The following is a 14,812-nucleotide window of genomic DNA, read 5'->3' on the forward strand; positions in this document are numbered from 1 at the left end:
TCAGCCGGACGCCGACGGCTCCGGCGTGATCAGACCCTCCCGGTAGGCGATCGCCACCGCCTCGCCACGGCTCGACGCGCCCAGCTTGGCGAGGATGTTGGAGACATGGACGCTCGCCGTCTTGCCGCTGATGAACAGCTCGTCGCCGATCTGCCGGTTGCTGCGGCCGAGGGCGAGCAGCCGCAGCACCTCCTGCTCGCGTGCGGTGAGCGCGCCGGCCCGGTCCTCGGCGCCCGGCGCGTCCGAGAGCCGGCCGCGCCGGACCAGGGCGTCGACCTGCTCCCGCAGCGGCGTGGCACCGAGGGCGTCGGCGGTCTCCCGGACCGCCCGGGCCTCCGCCACCGCCTCCTCGCGACGCCCGGCCGCCACCAGGGCCTCGGCGTACCGCAACCGGCAGCGCGCCCGCTCGTAGACATCGCCGTAGCCGAAGGCCTTCACCGCCTCCGACCAGGCCGCTGCGTCCGGCCCCGACACGGCCCGGAGCCACTCCGCCTCCGCCCGGGCCAGCCACGCCTGCCCCTCGGGACCCTGGGGGCCGCCGTCCTCGCCGCGCTCGGCGGTGGCCCGTGCCAGTTCGACGAGTTCGGTCGCGGTGTCCGTCCAGCGGCGGGTTCCCGCCGCGTCGCCGGTGAGCCGCAGCCCCGCCGCCGCGTCGGCCACGGCGGACAACGCCAGGGCGGCGAGCCGGACCGTGACGTTCGGGCGGGTGCCCGCCTCGTCGGTGAGGGTCGTGACCGTGGACCGCATCCACCGCACCGCGTCCTCGGGATCGCGGCGCAGTCCGGCGGCGTCGGTGAGCACGATGCCCGCGACCATGGTGCCCATCCAGTCGAACGGCCCCTCCAGCAGGGCCCGCGACCGGTCGGCGGCCACGAGATCGCCGCGCGCCAGCGCCACGGAGAGCGTCGGACCGTCCGTGTAGCCTCCGGCCGACGGCAGCACGTCCGCGTCCGTGGCCGCCGCGCGCACGCACTCGTCCCAGCGGCCCAGCACATGCAGCACCAGCAGTCGCAGGTACCGCATCTCCAGCGGATACGGCGACGACAGCAGCCCCGCGCGCCGGGCCCGGTCCAGGCCCTCCGTCAGCCAGGGCAGGCACTCCGCCAGCGCACCGGACTCGTAGCACCCCATGGCCAGGTTGAACAGGGCGCGCAGCTCCACCGGCGCGTTGCCCGAACTCCGGGCCAGTTCCCGGGCCTTGATCAGCCGCTCACGCCCCTCCGGGCTGCGCCGCCCGCCGCCGTCGAACACGGCCAGGGAGATCAGCAGGTCCGCCTGGGCATCGGTCACCCGCAGCCGCTCCGCCACCCCCAGGGCCCGGTGGGCGACCCGCACCGCGGTCTCGTTCTCCCCGACGTGACGTGCGGCCATGACATGAGTGGCCGCCGCCCACACCCAGGTACGCGACGGCGGATCCTCGGGGATCATCCCCAGGGCCTCGCTGCTGTAGGCGAACGCCGCCGTCAGGCTGTCCACGCTCAGCAGGTTCCCGGCGAGGGTGTAGCGGACCCGGGCGGCGAGTTCGGAGTCGGCGTCCTGGCCGAGCTCGCCCAGCGCGGACCGGGTGAGGGAGACGGCGCGGTGCAGCTCCCCGGCGTGCACGGCCGCAGCCGAGGCGCGCAGCGTCAGCGTCACGCGGTCGACGCCGCCGCCCGAGGGCCGGACCTCGGAACCCACCGCGGGCCACAGATCCAGGGCCGCTTCGAGATGCCGCTGCTCCTCGGCGGGCGCACCGACCCGCTGGGCGTGGTCGGCCGCCTCGAGCGAGGCGGTCAGTGCCTCGGCGAGGTCATGGCTCTCCCGGTAGTGGTGCGCGCGCTCGGCGGCGCTCTCGGCGGTCCGGCCGCGTCCGGCGAGCAGCCTCGCGAACGCGCCGTGCAGCCTCGCCCGTTCCCCGGGGAGCAGATCGGCGTAGACGGCCTCGCGGGCGAGGGCGTGCCGGAACGAGTACGTGTCGTCGTCCCCGGCCACGAGAAGCTGTCGTCCCACCGCCTCGCGCAGCGCCGACTCCAGTTCCTCCTCGGGCAGCCCGACCGCCTCCCGCAGCACCTCGTGCTCCACCCGGCGCCCGGCGACGGCCGCGGTCCGCAGCACCTGCTGCGCGGTGTCGGAGAGCTGCTCGAAGCGGATCAGCAGCACATCGGCGAGTCCGCCGGGCACCCCACCGGGCTCCGAGTCGCTGGCCGCGAACAGTTCCTCCGCGTAGAAGGCGTTCCCCTCGGCGCGCTCCACGATCCGCCGCACGGTGGTGTCCGGCAGCGGCCGGTGCTCCAGGGCGCGCACCAGCCGGGCCACATCGGGATCGGCCAGCGGCCGCAGCTCCAGCCGCTCCACGGCGGGCAGCCGTATCAACTCCGCCAGCAGCGGCCGCAGCGGATGCCGTCGGTGCAGGTCGTCGGCCCGGTACGAGGCGAGCACCGCCAGCCGGTGCCGGAGGACACCCCGGCCGAGCAGGAACCGCAGCAGATCCCGCGACGACTGGTCGGCCCAGTGCAGATCCTCCAGCACGAGCAGCAACGGGGCGACATCCGCCACATCGGCCAGCAGCCCCGCCATCCCCTCGAACAGCCGCAATCGCCCGTCCACGTCCCGCACACCGTCGGTCCCGGCCCCCAGCAACCGCTCGACCACCGGGTGCGCGGCCAGAGCGGCGGCGAACCGCTCGTCCCCCGAGAGCACCCCCAGCACCTCGGTGAACGGCAGATACGGCAGCCCGACGTCCCCGAGGTCCACGCAGTGCCCGGTGACAACGACCATCCCGGTTGCGGCGGCCTGCCCGGACACCTCCTCCAGGACCCGCGTCTTACCGACTCCGGCGTCTCCGGCGACCAGTACCGCACGCGCCTCCCCACCCCGGGCACGGTCCAGCACGCCACTCAGCCGGGCAAGTTCGGACTCCCGCCCCACAACCGGCGTGACGAATGAACCCTGGGGCACTGAACCAACCTTCTTTTGTCAGGGGGCCTCCTAGGCCCGCAACACCTTCGCCCAGTCCACCGGCACCCGCCCCGCAGGCCCCGGCGTCGGCTGATCCGCAGGATGACTCCCCGGCGGAGCCAACTCCGGCCCGGCCTCGTACAACTCGTTCGCCGAGTAGTCCCAGTACCAGCTCTCCCCGGGCTCGAAGCTCTGCACCAAGGGATGCCCGGTAGCCCGGAAATGCCCCGTCGCATGCTTCGCGGGCGAACTGTCACAGCACCCCACGTGCCCGCACTGCGCACACCGCCGCAGATGGAACCACCACCCGCCACCCGCATCGCACTCGACGCACCCGTTGCCGCTCGGCGGCACGCCCGGGTCGATCCCGTTGGCACGACTGTCACCACTGTCGCCACTCATGAAGGCTCCTCCTCGACCGATGTAAGCGGAAGCAGCACCTGGAACCGTGTGTCCCCCGGCTCCGACTCCACCTGAATGCTCCCGTGGTGCTTGTTGACCACGATCCGCCAGGAGATGTCGAGCCCGAGCCCGGTGCCCTCACCCACGGGCTTCGTCGTGAAGAAGGGATCGAAGATCCGCCCCCGGTCGGCCGCCGGGATCCCGACGCCCGTGTCCCGGAACTCCACCAGCAGCCGGTCGTGGTCCGGAGCCGTCCGCACGGTCAACGTCCCCTCACCGCCCGCGCTGTTGATGGCCGACACCGCGTTGTCGATGAGATTCGTCCACACCTGGTTGAGCTCGGCCGGGTACGCCGGGATCCTCGGCAGCGACCGGTCGTACTCCTTGACGACCTTGATCCGCTTGCCGGTCTTGGCCGACAGCATCAGCAGGGTGGAGTCGAGGAGTTCGTGCACATCGGCGTTCTGGAAGGGCGCGCGGTCGAGCTGAGAGTACTGCTTCGCCGCGTCGACGAGATGCGAGATGCGCGTGGTCGAGTCGTTGATCTCGTCCATCAGCAGCTCGGTCTCGACGGTGTAATTGAGCCATCCGATCGCGCTCGGCAGGATCTCCTCGTCCACGGCCGCCGCGACCTGGTCCAGCCAGTCCACGTCGAGACCGGCCTGGACGAAGGTGGGCGCGATCCGCCAGCCGTCCGGGATGCCCTGGTCGTCGAGCCAGTCGCTGAGCGCGTCCTCCCGGTCGGAGGCCTCCAGCGGACTCAGCACGGGTGCCTTGGCGACCCGCTCGGCGGTGCGTTCCTGGATGTCGATGAGGTTGGCCATGACCTCGGGGGAGTACGAACCCTGCGCGATGATCGCCAGCTTGTGCCGCATCTTGCCGACCCGCTCCCGCAGGGTCGCGGTGGCCCGTACGGCCGCCGCCGCTGGGTTGTTGAGCTCGTGGGTGAGCCCCGCGGACAACGAGCCCAGCGCCAGCAGCCGTTCGCGCTGCCCGATGGCCCGCTGAGTGCTCTTCGAACCGAAGAACAGCCCCTCCAGCAGATGCACCGCCATCGGGAACCACTCCTGCATGATGTCCGCGAACGTGTCGGCGGGCAGCACGAAGAACCGCGTCGGCTCGGTGACGCGCATGGAGTTGTTGTAGACCTGCCGCACCCGGTCGCCCAGATACGCCTGCATGGACCCCGCGTACACCCCGCGCTGGGAGGTCCGGGTCACCTCCACGTCGTCCCCGCCGACCCGGCGGTACAGCACGACCGTGCCGTCCAGCATCACGTAGAAGCAGGTCGCGGGTTCGCCCTCGGTGTACACCGGACCGGGCTCGAACCGCTCCACCCGTCCCTCGCCGCACAGCCTGCCGAGCTGCTCGGGCGTGAGCTTCTCGAACAGGAACAGCGCCCCGATCTCCTGGGGGCTGCACGGCATCGACCGACCGCTCATGACTGCTCCAGATACCGGTGGACGAGCATCACGGCCATGGCTCCCTCTCCGACGGCGGACGCCACGCGCTTGGCGGACTCGGCACGGGCGTCGCCCGCCACGAACACGCCGGGCACATTCGTCTCCAGGTGGTACGGCGGCCGGTCCAGCTCCCAGTCCTCGGGAGGGCGGCCGTCGGGGGTCAGGTCGGGCCCGGCGAGGATGAAACCGCGCTCGTCCCGCAGCACCGTGCCGTCCAGCCAGCCGGTCAGCGGGGCCGCGCCGATGAACACGAACACCCACTGCGCGTCGACCTGTTCGGTGTGCCCGTTGTCCACGTCGCGCAGGGTCAGCCGTTCCAGGTGGCCGTCGCCGTGCGCGGCCTCGACGACCGTGCGGGAGCGCACCTGGATGTTGGGCGCCTCGTCTATCTGCTGGATGAGGTAGTGCGACATCGAGGCCGACAGCGACGAGCCGCGCACCAGCAGCGTCACCGACTTGGCGCCCCGGGACAGGTACATCGCCGCCTGCCCGGCGGAGTTGGCGCCGCCCACGATGTACACGTCCTGCCCCTGGCAGGAAGGGGCCTCGGTGAGGGCCGAGCCGTAGAAGACCCCGCAGCCGGTCAGGTCGTCGCAGCCGGGCGCGGCCAGCTGCCGGTAGGACACGCCGGTCGCCAGGATCACGCTGTGCGCGGCGACCGCCGAGCCGTCGGAGAACCGTACGATCCGTGCGGCGCCGTTGACCTCCAGCGCCGTCACCTCGCGGGCGGTGAGGATCTCGGCGCCGAACTTCGCCGCCTGCCGCCGCGCCCGGTCGGTGAGCTGCGCCCCCGACACACCGTCGGGGAAGCCCAGATAGTTCTCGATGCGTGAGCTCTGTCCGGCCTGGCCGCCGGTCGCCGACCGCTCCACCAGTACGGTCCGCAGCCCCTCGGAGGCGCCGTAGACGGCGGCGCCGAGCCCGGCCGGTCCGCCGCCGATCACGACCAGGTCGTAGAAGTCGGCCGTCGGGGTCGTCGCGAGACCGACCCGGGCGGCGAGGTCGACGGCCTCCGGTTCGACCAGGGGCGTCCCGTCCGGCGTGATCACCACCGGCAGCCGCATCCCGTCCGTGCCGGCCGCGGCCAGCAGCCGCCGGCCCTCCGGCTCCTCGGCGGAGTACCAGCGGTACGGCACCTGGTTGCGGGCCAGGAACTCCCGAATGTCCGAGGACCGCGACGACCAGCGGTGCCCCACGACCTTGGTGCTGGGCACGGGCCGGAAGTCGCTGGTCCGCCACGCCTGGAGCAGGTCGTCGAGCACCGGGTAGAGCTTCTCCTCGGGCGGGTCCCACGGCTTGAGGAGGTAGTGGTCGACGTCGACGACGTTGATCGCGTCGATCGCCGCGTTGGTGTCCGCGTACGCCGTCAGCAGCACCCGCCGCGCGCCCGGGTACACGTCCAGGGCCTGTTCGAGGAACTCGATGCCGTTCATCTGCGGCATCCGGTAGTCGGCCAGGATCACCGCCACGAGATCGCCGCGCAGCTTCAGCTCCCGCAGCGCGTCGAGCGCCGACTCGCCGGACTCCGCGCGCACGATCCGGTACGACGCGCCGTACCGCCGCCGCAGATCCCGGGCCACGGCCCGTGAGACCCCCGGGTCGTCGTCCACGGTCATGATGACGGTCCGCGCCGCGTCGGCGGCCTGTGCCATACGTCCCCCACACCGGGCGGTCGACTACCGGCACGGCGCCCCGGGGCACCGCACCGACCTTCGCCCATCGTATGTTCGATCGCCGCGCCGCGCTCCGATACGGAGATCAGGTTCGGATGCCTCGGCTCACCGACGGGGGGTAGTGAAGACTGAGCAGCACGCCGTGACGTTCCACAGGGAGGCAGCCGGATGACACGCCCGATCACCGCAGGAGTCGACGGATCGCGGGAGAGCCTTGCCGCTCTGTCCTGGGCGGCCCGGGAGGCGGCGCGGCGCGGGCTGGCCCTGCGAGTGGTGCACGCCTGGCGTGTCCAGCCGCAGGAGGCGCTCGAAGCGGGGATCGCCGGGGACGCCGACAGCCAGGCGGAGTGGGTGCGCAACGCGGTGACCGAGGCCGTCGGGACCGTCACCGAACGGCACCCGGACCTCGCCGTGAGCACCGACGTCGTGGAGGGGCCGGCCGTCGACACCCTGCTCGCCGCCGCTGCCGACGCCGAGCTGCTGGTGCTGGGCTCGCGCGGGCACGGGCCGATCGTCGGATTCCTGCTCGGCTCGGTCGGCCAGCAGGTCATCGCCGAGGCCGCCCGGCCCGTCGTGCTCGTCCGGGCCGGCGACGAGCCCTCGGCCGAGGCCGCCGGGCGCGAGATCGTCGTGGGCCAGCAGGGCGACCCGGAGGACAGCGCCGACGCGCTGCGGTTCGCCTTCGAGACGGCGGCCGCGCGCGGGGCGACCGTGCGGGTCGTACGGGCCTGGACCCTGCCGCCCGTGTTCGCCTACAGCCCGGGCTCGCTGAAGCTCCTCGACGAGGCCGGGGGACTGGAGCCCTACGAGAAGAAGAGCCTGGACGCGGCGGTCCGGCCGTGGCGCGAGCGCTTCCCCGACGTGCCGGTGACGGAGCACGTGGAGATGGGCAGCGCCGGCCAGGTCCTGCTGTCGGTGGCGGGGACGGCCCAGCTGATGGTGGTGGGCCGCAGGGCGCACCGTACGGCCGTCGGCGCCCGGATCGGCTCGGTGGCGCACGGGGTGCTGCACCACGCGCGCTGCCCGGTCGCCGTGGTGCCGCACGCCTGACGACGCCTGAGGTGACGGCCGCGGCGGCTCAGTCCGCGGTCGGCTGCAGGGTCTTGCGGGCCTTGGGCAGGATGTTCCGGATGTAGTCCTCGACCGCGGTCTCGATGCCGATGTCGTGCTGGGCCCGCTCGGACATGTACCAGCGGTGTTCGAGGAGCTGGTGGTAGATCTCCGCCGGGTCCACGGCGCCGCGCAGCTCGGGCGGCACGGCCCGCACGGTCGGCCGGAACACCTCCCGCACCCAGCGGTGGGCGAGCACCTCCGGGCGGGCGCCCAGGGGATCGCCCGGCGCGTAGTCGTCCTGGGTCGCCATCCAGCTCTCCAGGTCGTTCAGCAGCCGCCGGGCCTGGTTCTCCTCCGTGTCGAGGCCGGTCAGGCGCAGCAGTTGCCGCTGATGGTGGCCGGCGTCGACGACCTTGGGCACGAAGCTGACCGTGTCACCGTTCGAGGCGTGCTCGATCTGCATCTCGGCGACGTCGAAGCCGAGTTCGTTCAGACGGCGGATCCGCCGCTCGATGTGCTGGTACTTGCCGGCCGGATAGACGGAGGTGCGGGTCAGCTCGTCCCACAGGCCGCGGTAGCGGGCACAGATCTCCATGCCGAACTCGATGGGGTCCACGGACGGGTGCAGCGCCCCGGACGCCTCCAGGTCCAGCAGCTCCCCGCTGATGTTCACCCGGGCGAGGTCCAGGTCGTACTCGCGCTGTCCGACGCTGAGCTGCGGATGCAGATCACCGGTCTCGGCGTCCACCAGATAGGCGGCGTAGGCGCCCGCGTCCCGCCGGAAGAGGGTGTTGGACAGCGAGCAGTCGCCCCAGGCGAACCCGGCCAGGTGCAGCCGCACCAGCAGTACGGCGAGCGCGTCCATCAGCCGGTGCATGGTGGCCGGGCGCATGGTCGTCTCGAACATCGAGCGATACGGCATCGAGCCGCCCAGATGCCGGGTGACCAGGACGCTCTCCAGCGGGGCGCCGTCCGGGGCGGTGCGGCCGGTCACCACGGCGAGGGGGTCCACCGACGGGATGCCGAGCCGGTCCAGGTCGCGCAGCATGTCGTACTCGCGCTGCGCGGGCCGCGCGGCCAGTTCCTTGACGGCGATCACCTCGTCACCGGCCCGGGAGTAGCGCACCACGTGCCGGGAGATACCGCGCGGCAGAGGCACGAGGTACTCCTCCGGCCACTCCTCCAGGGGCACGTCCCACGGCAGTTCCAGCAAGAGCGCGGGGTGCTCCGGGTTGGTCGCGCTGATCTGCAGTGCCATGGGCCGGGTGTCCTTGTCTCGCCGCCGATCGTCACATCAGATTAGAGGGCGTGCTCGCGGGCCCGCAGAGCGGCGTCCCGCACCGGACCGCGGTGGACCGGCCCGTGCCCGGGCAGCAGCAGCTCGCCCTCCAGTTCCGCGAGCAGGTCCAGGGAGGCCACGGCACGCGGGAGCTCGTGGTGGAACATGTCCGGCAGCAGCTGCGGTCCCTCGATCCGCGAGGTGGGGTGCCCGCTGACCAGGGCGTCGCCGGAGATCACCACGCCGGTGCCCGGCACATGGTAGGCGCAGTGCCCGTCGGTGTGGCCCGGCGTGTGCACCGGTACGGGCCGGCCCGGCAGGTCCAGGGCGCCCGCCGCCGGGAACGGCTCGGGGGCCGTGACCGGATTGTGCGTCGTGCCTCCGGAGCGCAGCGCGTGCACCACCCACGGCAGCACACCGGGCCGCCAGGCGTTCTTCAGCACCGTCCCGACGGACACCTGGTGCAGGAACTCCCGGCGCGCGTGCGGCACTTCGGCCTCGTGCAGATGGACGGGCGTGCCGTACGTGGCGCGCAGGTACTCGGCGGAACCCAGGTGGTCGTTGTGCGCGTGCGTGATCAGCACCGCCGCGACCGCCTCCGGGGAACTGCCCACCTCCGCGAGCGAGGCGAGGACCTGCTCCCGGTCCCCGGGGTAGCCGGTGTCGACCAGGGTGACGGCGTCCCCCTCCGTGAGGATCACCCAGTTGGTGTTGGAGCCGTGCACCAGATAGGTGCCGTCCGCGACTTGCCGTACGTCTGCCCGCATGATCGCCCCGCGTTGTGTGGTCCCAGCCCGACGAGAGAAGGAAATCAGACCCCGCCGCAGGCGGAATCGCCGGGTCCGCCTCAAGGGGCCCGCGCGACAGGGCGGTTCGGACCGCCTCAGTTCACGCCGTGCGGGCGGAACTGGATGCTGACGCGCGGCCCCGTCGCCCGGGTGCTCTTGGGGACGGAGTGCTCCCAGGTGCGCTGGCAGGAGCCGCCCATCACGACGAGGTCGCCGTGGCCCAGCGGGCGGCGCACGGTGTCGCGGCCCCCGCGCATCGGGCGCAGCAGCAGGTCCCGGGGCGCTCCCACCGAGAGGATGGCGACCATCGTGTCCTCGCGGGCACCGCGTCCGATCCGGTCGCCGTGCCAGGCCACACTGTCCCGGCCGTCGCGGTAGTAGCAGAGCCCGGCCGTCGTGAACGGCTCGCCGAGCTCGCCGGCGTAGTGGGCGGACAGGGCGTCCCGCGCCTCGTCCAGTACCGGGTGCGGCAGCGGGTCGTCCGTGCCGTAGAACGCGAGCAGCCGGGGGACGTCGACGACGTGGTCGTACATGGTGCGCCGCTCCGCCCGCCACGGCACCTCGGCGGCCAGCTGTTCGAACAGGTCGTCGGAACCGCTGAGCCATGCGGGCAGGACGTCGAGCCAGGCGCCGAAACCGAGGTCGGTTCGGCTGATCCCGTCGAGAGGACCGAGGCGCAGCTCGTCGGTCTGGTCGAAGAGGGAGCCCTGGAGGTGCATGCGCCCAGCGTACTCCGCAATCGAAAATATGTTCCATTGAATCTCCAGGCTTCGCGACGCGAGGCTTTCGATACATCGGTGTATCGAATACAGTCATGTATCGAAAGGGGGCCGGACATGGCCGTGGAGGGGACGACGGGGCGTGTGACCAGGCGCCGGGTGCGCACGCGGGCCAACCTCCTGGACGCGGCGTTCTCCGTGTTCGCGGCCAAGGGCTTCGGGCACGTCTCCATCGAGGAGGTCTGCGAGGCCGCCGGCTACAGCCGAGGCGCCTTCTACTCCAACTTCTCCAGCCTCGACGAGCTGTTCTTCGCCCTCTACCGCGAGCGGGCCGACCTGATCGCCGAGCAGGTGTCGGGCGCCCTCGCCCTCGACGGACCCGGCCTCGACGTGCCGGCCACCGTGGACCGCGTCACCGACGTGCTGCTCCTCGACCGGGACTGGCTCCTGGTGAAGACGGACTTCCTCGTGCACGCGGCCCGCGACCCGGACGTGGCGCACAGCCTGCTGGAACACCGCGCGCGGCTGCGGCAGGCGATCGCCGACCGGCTCGGCCGGGCCCGCGGGCACACCGCACTGCCCGCCGTCCTGGGCGGCACGGACGGCGCCGCCCGTGCCGTGGTCGCCGCGTACGACGGCGTCACCACGCAACTGCTGCTGGACCGGGACGTCGAACACGCCCGCGCCTGGCTGAAGCAACTGCTCACGGCCCTGCTGACCGACGGCAGCGGCACCCCCGATCACAGGCAGTACTGAGGAAGGGAACGGTCGCCATGGACGCCGACGTCATCGTCGTAGGAGCGGGCCTTGCCGGCCTGGTCGCGGCACACGAGCTGACCAGCAAGGGCCGCAAGGTCGCCCTCGTCGACCAGGAGAACGCCGCCAACCTCGGGGGACAGGCCTTCTGGTCCTTCGGCGGGCTGTTCCTCGTCGATTCGCCGCAGCAGCGGCGCCTGGGCATCAAGGACTCCTTCGACCTCGCCTGGAGCGACTGGCGGGGCAGTGCCGGCTTCGACCGGCTGGACGACGAGGACTCCTGGGCCGTGCGCTGGGCGCGCGCCTACGTCGACTTCGCCGCGGGGGAGAAGCGGTCCTGGCTGGACGGGCACGGCATCACCTTCCTGCCCACCGTCGGCTGGGCCGAGCGCGGCGACCTCACGGCACACGGCCACGGCAATACCGTGCCCCGCTTCCACATCGCCTGGGGCACCGGCACCGGCGTCGTCGAACCCTTCGTCCGCTACGCCAAGCAGGCCGCGCGCGACGGGCTGCTCACCTTCCACCACCGCCACCGCGTCGACGCACTGGTCGTCGAAGGCGGCACCGCCCGGGGCGTGCGCGGCACGGTCCTGGCCGAGGACTCCTCACCCCGCGGCGTCGCCTCCAACCGCGACCCGATAGGCGAGTTCGAACTCACCGCCCAGGCCGTCATCGTCACCAGCGGCGGCATCGGCGCCAACCACGACATCGTCCGCCGCCACTGGCCCGAGCGCCTCGGCACCCCGCCGCAGGAGATGGTCACCGGCGTACCCGCTTACGTCGACGGGCGGATGCTCGACATCAGCGCCGAGGCGGGCGTACGACTGGTCAACCGCGACCGCATGTGGCACTACACCGAGGGCCTTCAGAACTGGGACCCGATCTGGCCCGGCCACGGCATCCGCATCCTGCCCGGGCCGTCCTCGATGTGGTTCGACGCCCTCGGCCGCCGCCTGCCCGGGCCGTACCTGCCCGGCTACGACACCCTCGGCACCCTGAAGCATCTGCGCACCACCGAGGACATCGCCGGGCACGACCACTCCTGGTTCATCCTCACCCAGAAGATGATCGAGAAGGAGTTCGCGCTGTCGGGCTCCGAGCAGAACCCCGACATCACCGCCAAGGACCGCGCCGGGTTCCTCAAGGAACGCATCCTCGGCAAGGGCGCCCCCGGCCCGGTCGACGCGTTCCTGCGCAAGGGCGCCGACTTCGTGACCGCGCCCGGCATCGAACAGCTCGTCGCGAAGATGAACGACCTCACCGACAAGCCGCTCCTCGACACGGCCGGGATCAAGCGCCAGATCGAGGCGCGCGACCTGCAGATCGCCAACCCCTACGCCAAGGACGCCCAGGTGCAGGGCATCCGCAACGCCCGCCGCTACATCGGCGACCGTCTCGGCCGGGTCGCCACCCCGCACCGCATCCTCGACCCGGCGGCCGGCCCCCTGATCGGCGTCAAGCTGCACATCCTGACCCGCAAGACCCTCGGCGGCATCCAGACCGACCTCGACTCCCGCGCCCTCGGGGCCGACGGCAAGCCGGTGGAGGGGCTGTACGCCGCCGGCGAGGTCGCCGGATTCGGCGGCGGCGGGGTCCACGGCTACAACGCGCTGGAGGGCACCTTCCTCGGCGGCTGCCTCTTCTCGGGCCGGGCGGCGGGCCGGGCGGCGGCGAAGCAGACCGCCTGACGCGCCCGGGCCCGCCTCCTCAGCCGTCGAGGAGGCGGGCCAGTACCGTCGCGTGGCTCTGCTCGGGCGTCCTGGACGCGGTCAGCAGCGTCACATCGCCCTCACGGACCAGGTCCCGTACGTGGCCGAGGAGTTCGGCGGCCTCGTCGCCGGTGAGCTCTGCCTCGTACCGCTCGGCGAACTCCTCGTGGGAGGCCTCGCCCGCGTGGTACCAGCGGCGCAGCTCCGTCGACGGGGTGATCGCCTTCGGCCACTCGTCCACCCGGGCCGCGTCCTTCGACAGTCCGCGCGGCCACAGCCGGTCGACCAGGACGCGCGTCCCGTCGTCCGGCTCGGGCGGATCGTAGACACGGCGGACGCGCACGCTCATGGCCGGCCCCTTCTGTGACGGACGGGTACGGCGCGAGCGTAACCCCGGCCACCCCGAACGGCCGGTGGAGGGACGTCAGCCGGAGCGGCGCCGGGCCGCCGTGCGCCGCTTCAGCGCACGCCGTTCCGTCTCGCTCGTGCCGCCCCACACGCCGATGGACTGGCCCGTGTCCATGGCCCATTGCAGGCACTCGTCCTGGACGGGGCAGCGCCGGCACACCGACTTGGCCTGCTCCGTCTGCAGCAGGGCCGGGCCCGTGGTGCCGATCGGAAAGAAGAGCTCGGGGTCCTCGTGCCGGCAGGCAGCGTGGTCTCGCCAGTTGTCCATCGAAGTCACCTGCATCACAGTAGAAACGTGCCCGTTCGGATGATTACTCCTTTTCGGGTCACCTGTCGATGCCTCGTGAAACAAATTCGCACGGACAACGGGTCACTGCTCGCGCATGCCCCAGGGTGAGCCGTAGGCCGTCAGCAGGTCCAGGAACGGGCCGGCCGGGAACGCCTCAGGGCCGAGCACACCCGTGCCGGACCAGGCGCCGGTGGCGAGGAGTTCGAGCGCGACCACCGGGTTGACGGCGGTCTGCCACACCACGGCCTGACTGCCGTACTCCTTCATGGACCACTGGTTGTCGACCACGTGGTACAGGTACACCTCGCGCGGCTTCCCGTCCTTGACGCCCCGAACCCAGGTGCCCGCACACGTCTTGCCGTGCATCCGCTCGCCCAGGGTCGCCGGGTCGGGCAGGCACGCGGCGACCACGTCCCGGGGTGAGACCGCCACCGGCCCGTCCGGCCCCGGCACGGTCACCGGGTCGGTGCGGTCCAGACCCAGCAGGTGCAGAGTCCTCAGTGTCTCGACGAACTCCCGGCCCAGGCCGTACTTGAAGGTGACCCGGTGTGCGTCGACCCAGCGCGGGACGAGCAGCACCTCCTCGTGCTCCACGTTGACGCACTCGACCGGTCCGATGCCCTCGGGGAAGTCGAAGACCTCCGGCTCGCTGAAGGGTGCGGTGGTGAACCAGCCGCGGTCGCTCTCGTAGACGACCGGGGGGTTGAGGCATTCCTCGATGGTGGTCCAGATGCTGAACGAGGGCGCGAAGTCGTAGCCGTCCACGGTCAGGTTCGCGCCGTCCCGGATGCCGATCTCCTCGATCTCGTCGAAGAGTTCGTCGGCGGCGTACCGCGCGAAGACATCCGACAGGCCCGGCTCCACCCCCATGCCGACGAGGGCCAGCACCCCCTCCTTCTCCCAGTCGGCCGCCTGCGCGAACTGCTCGTCGCCGAGCTTCACCCCGCACTCCGCGTACGGCCGGTCCTCGTGCGGGTGGGACAGCGACATCGCCATGTCGAGATAGGTGGCGCCCGCAGCGCGGGCCGCACGGAACAGCGGCATCACGAAGCGGGGGTCGGTGGCGTTCAGCAGGACGTCGCAGCGGTGCCGTGACAGCAGGCGGGCCACCGCCGCCTCGTCGCCGGCGTCCACCTGCTCGGCGGTGAACCGCGTGTCGCCGCCGAGCGCGGCGACCGCCGCCTCGGCCCGGGCCGGGGCGTAGTCGGCCACCACCATCGCCTCGAAGAAGGGCCGCCGGGCCGCGATACGGGCGATCGCGCCGCCCACACCGCCGGCGCCCACGAGCAGTACACGCATGACAGAAACTCCCTTTTTGCGAAGAACGTGGCGG

The 14,812-nt window shown here is 72.2% G+C and carries 13 protein-coding genes; 3 read left to right on the top strand and 10 right to left on the bottom strand.

Annotation, left to right across the window (positions count from 1 at the left end; translation table 11 throughout):
* Genes ACFT4A_RS24155 through ACFT4A_RS24170 form a run of 4 tightly spaced genes read right to left on the bottom strand, consistent with a single transcriptional unit; the run spans position 1 to position 6,454 of the window.
* The gene (locus tag ACFT4A_RS24155) at positions 1–2,937 is read right to left on the bottom strand and encodes an AAA family ATPase (protein WP_382833282.1); all 2,937 of its coding nucleotides are present in this window, start codon (positions 2,935–2,937) and stop codon (positions 1–3) included.
* A gap of 30 nt (positions 2,938–2,967) precedes the next feature.
* Entirely contained in the window at positions 2,968–3,339 is a 372-nt protein-coding gene (locus ACFT4A_RS24160; protein WP_382833284.1) for a UBP-type zinc finger domain-containing protein, read from the bottom strand.
* A complete protein-coding gene (locus ACFT4A_RS24165; protein ID WP_382833286.1) occupies positions 3,336–4,781 on the bottom strand; it encodes an ATP-binding protein in 1,446 nt (481 codons plus the stop codon). The genes ACFT4A_RS24160 and ACFT4A_RS24165 overlap by 4 nt, the downstream gene beginning before the upstream one ends.
* The gene (locus ACFT4A_RS24170) at positions 4,778–6,454 is read right to left on the bottom strand and encodes an FAD-dependent oxidoreductase (RefSeq protein ID WP_382833287.1); all 1,677 of its coding nucleotides are present in this window, start codon (positions 6,452–6,454) and stop codon (positions 4,778–4,780) included. Before ACFT4A_RS24170 ends, ACFT4A_RS24165 begins: the two co-directional genes overlap by 4 nt.
* Before the next feature lie 189 nt (positions 6,455–6,643).
* On the opposite strand from ACFT4A_RS24170, the gene ACFT4A_RS24175 reads away from it, so the two are divergent.
* Positions 6,644–7,525 (top strand): universal stress protein, encoded by an 882-nt coding sequence (locus ACFT4A_RS24175; protein WP_382833288.1) that lies wholly within the window; start codon positions 6,644–6,646, stop codon positions 7,523–7,525.
* A 28-nt stretch (positions 7,526–7,553) separates the two neighbouring features.
* On the opposite strand, the gene ACFT4A_RS24180 is transcribed toward ACFT4A_RS24175, so the two are convergent.
* The 3 genes from ACFT4A_RS24180 to ACFT4A_RS24190 form a co-directional block, all read right to left on the bottom strand.
* Positions 7,554–8,786: a DUF4032 domain-containing protein gene (locus tag ACFT4A_RS24180; RefSeq protein WP_382833290.1), complete on the bottom strand. Its 1,233-nt coding sequence runs from the start codon at positions 8,784–8,786 to the stop codon at positions 7,554–7,556.
* 41 nt (positions 8,787–8,827) lie between these two features.
* Positions 8,828–9,574 carry an MBL fold metallo-hydrolase gene (locus ACFT4A_RS24185; protein ID WP_382833291.1) on the bottom strand — a complete coding sequence of 249 codons (747 nt, stop codon included), beginning with the start codon at positions 9,572–9,574 and terminating at the stop codon, positions 8,828–8,830.
* A 116-nt stretch (positions 9,575–9,690) separates the two neighbouring features.
* Complete coding sequence (locus ACFT4A_RS24190; protein WP_382833293.1) at positions 9,691–10,314, bottom strand: alpha-ketoglutarate-dependent dioxygenase AlkB; 624 nt, start codon at positions 10,312–10,314, stop codon at positions 9,691–9,693.
* 117 nt (positions 10,315–10,431) lie between these two features.
* On the opposite strand from ACFT4A_RS24190, the gene ACFT4A_RS24195 reads away from it, so the two are divergent.
* The gene (locus tag ACFT4A_RS24195) at positions 10,432–11,070 is read left to right on the top strand and encodes a TetR/AcrR family transcriptional regulator (protein WP_382833295.1); all 639 of its coding nucleotides are present in this window, start codon (positions 10,432–10,434) and stop codon (positions 11,068–11,070) included.
* A 17-nt stretch (positions 11,071–11,087) separates the two neighbouring features.
* Positions 11,088–12,761 carry an FAD-binding dehydrogenase gene (locus ACFT4A_RS24200; protein ID WP_382833297.1) on the top strand — a complete coding sequence of 558 codons (1,674 nt, stop codon included), beginning with the start codon at positions 11,088–11,090 and terminating at the stop codon, positions 12,759–12,761.
* 19 nt (positions 12,762–12,780) lie between these two features.
* On the opposite strand, the gene ACFT4A_RS24205 is transcribed toward ACFT4A_RS24200, so the two are convergent.
* From ACFT4A_RS24205 to ACFT4A_RS24215, 3 genes are all read right to left on the bottom strand, one after another.
* Positions 12,781–13,131, bottom strand: a complete 351-nt coding sequence (locus ACFT4A_RS24205) for a DUF488 domain-containing protein (protein WP_382833299.1) — start codon at positions 13,129–13,131, stop codon at positions 12,781–12,783.
* A gap of 75 nt (positions 13,132–13,206) precedes the next feature.
* A complete protein-coding gene (locus ACFT4A_RS24210) occupies positions 13,207–13,458 on the bottom strand; it encodes a WhiB family transcriptional regulator (RefSeq protein ID WP_215123942.1) in 252 nt (83 codons plus the stop codon).
* A 102-nt stretch (positions 13,459–13,560) separates the two neighbouring features.
* Positions 13,561–14,778, bottom strand: a complete 1,218-nt coding sequence (locus ACFT4A_RS24215) for a saccharopine dehydrogenase family protein (RefSeq protein ID WP_382833301.1) — start codon at positions 14,776–14,778, stop codon at positions 13,561–13,563.
* Positions 14,779–14,812 lie beyond the last annotated feature (34 nt).

It is taken from the genome of Streptomyces sp. NPDC057099, from assembly GCF_042671245.1.
Classification (GTDB): domain Bacteria; phylum Actinomycetota; class Actinomycetes; order Streptomycetales; family Streptomycetaceae; genus Streptomyces; species Streptomyces purpurascens.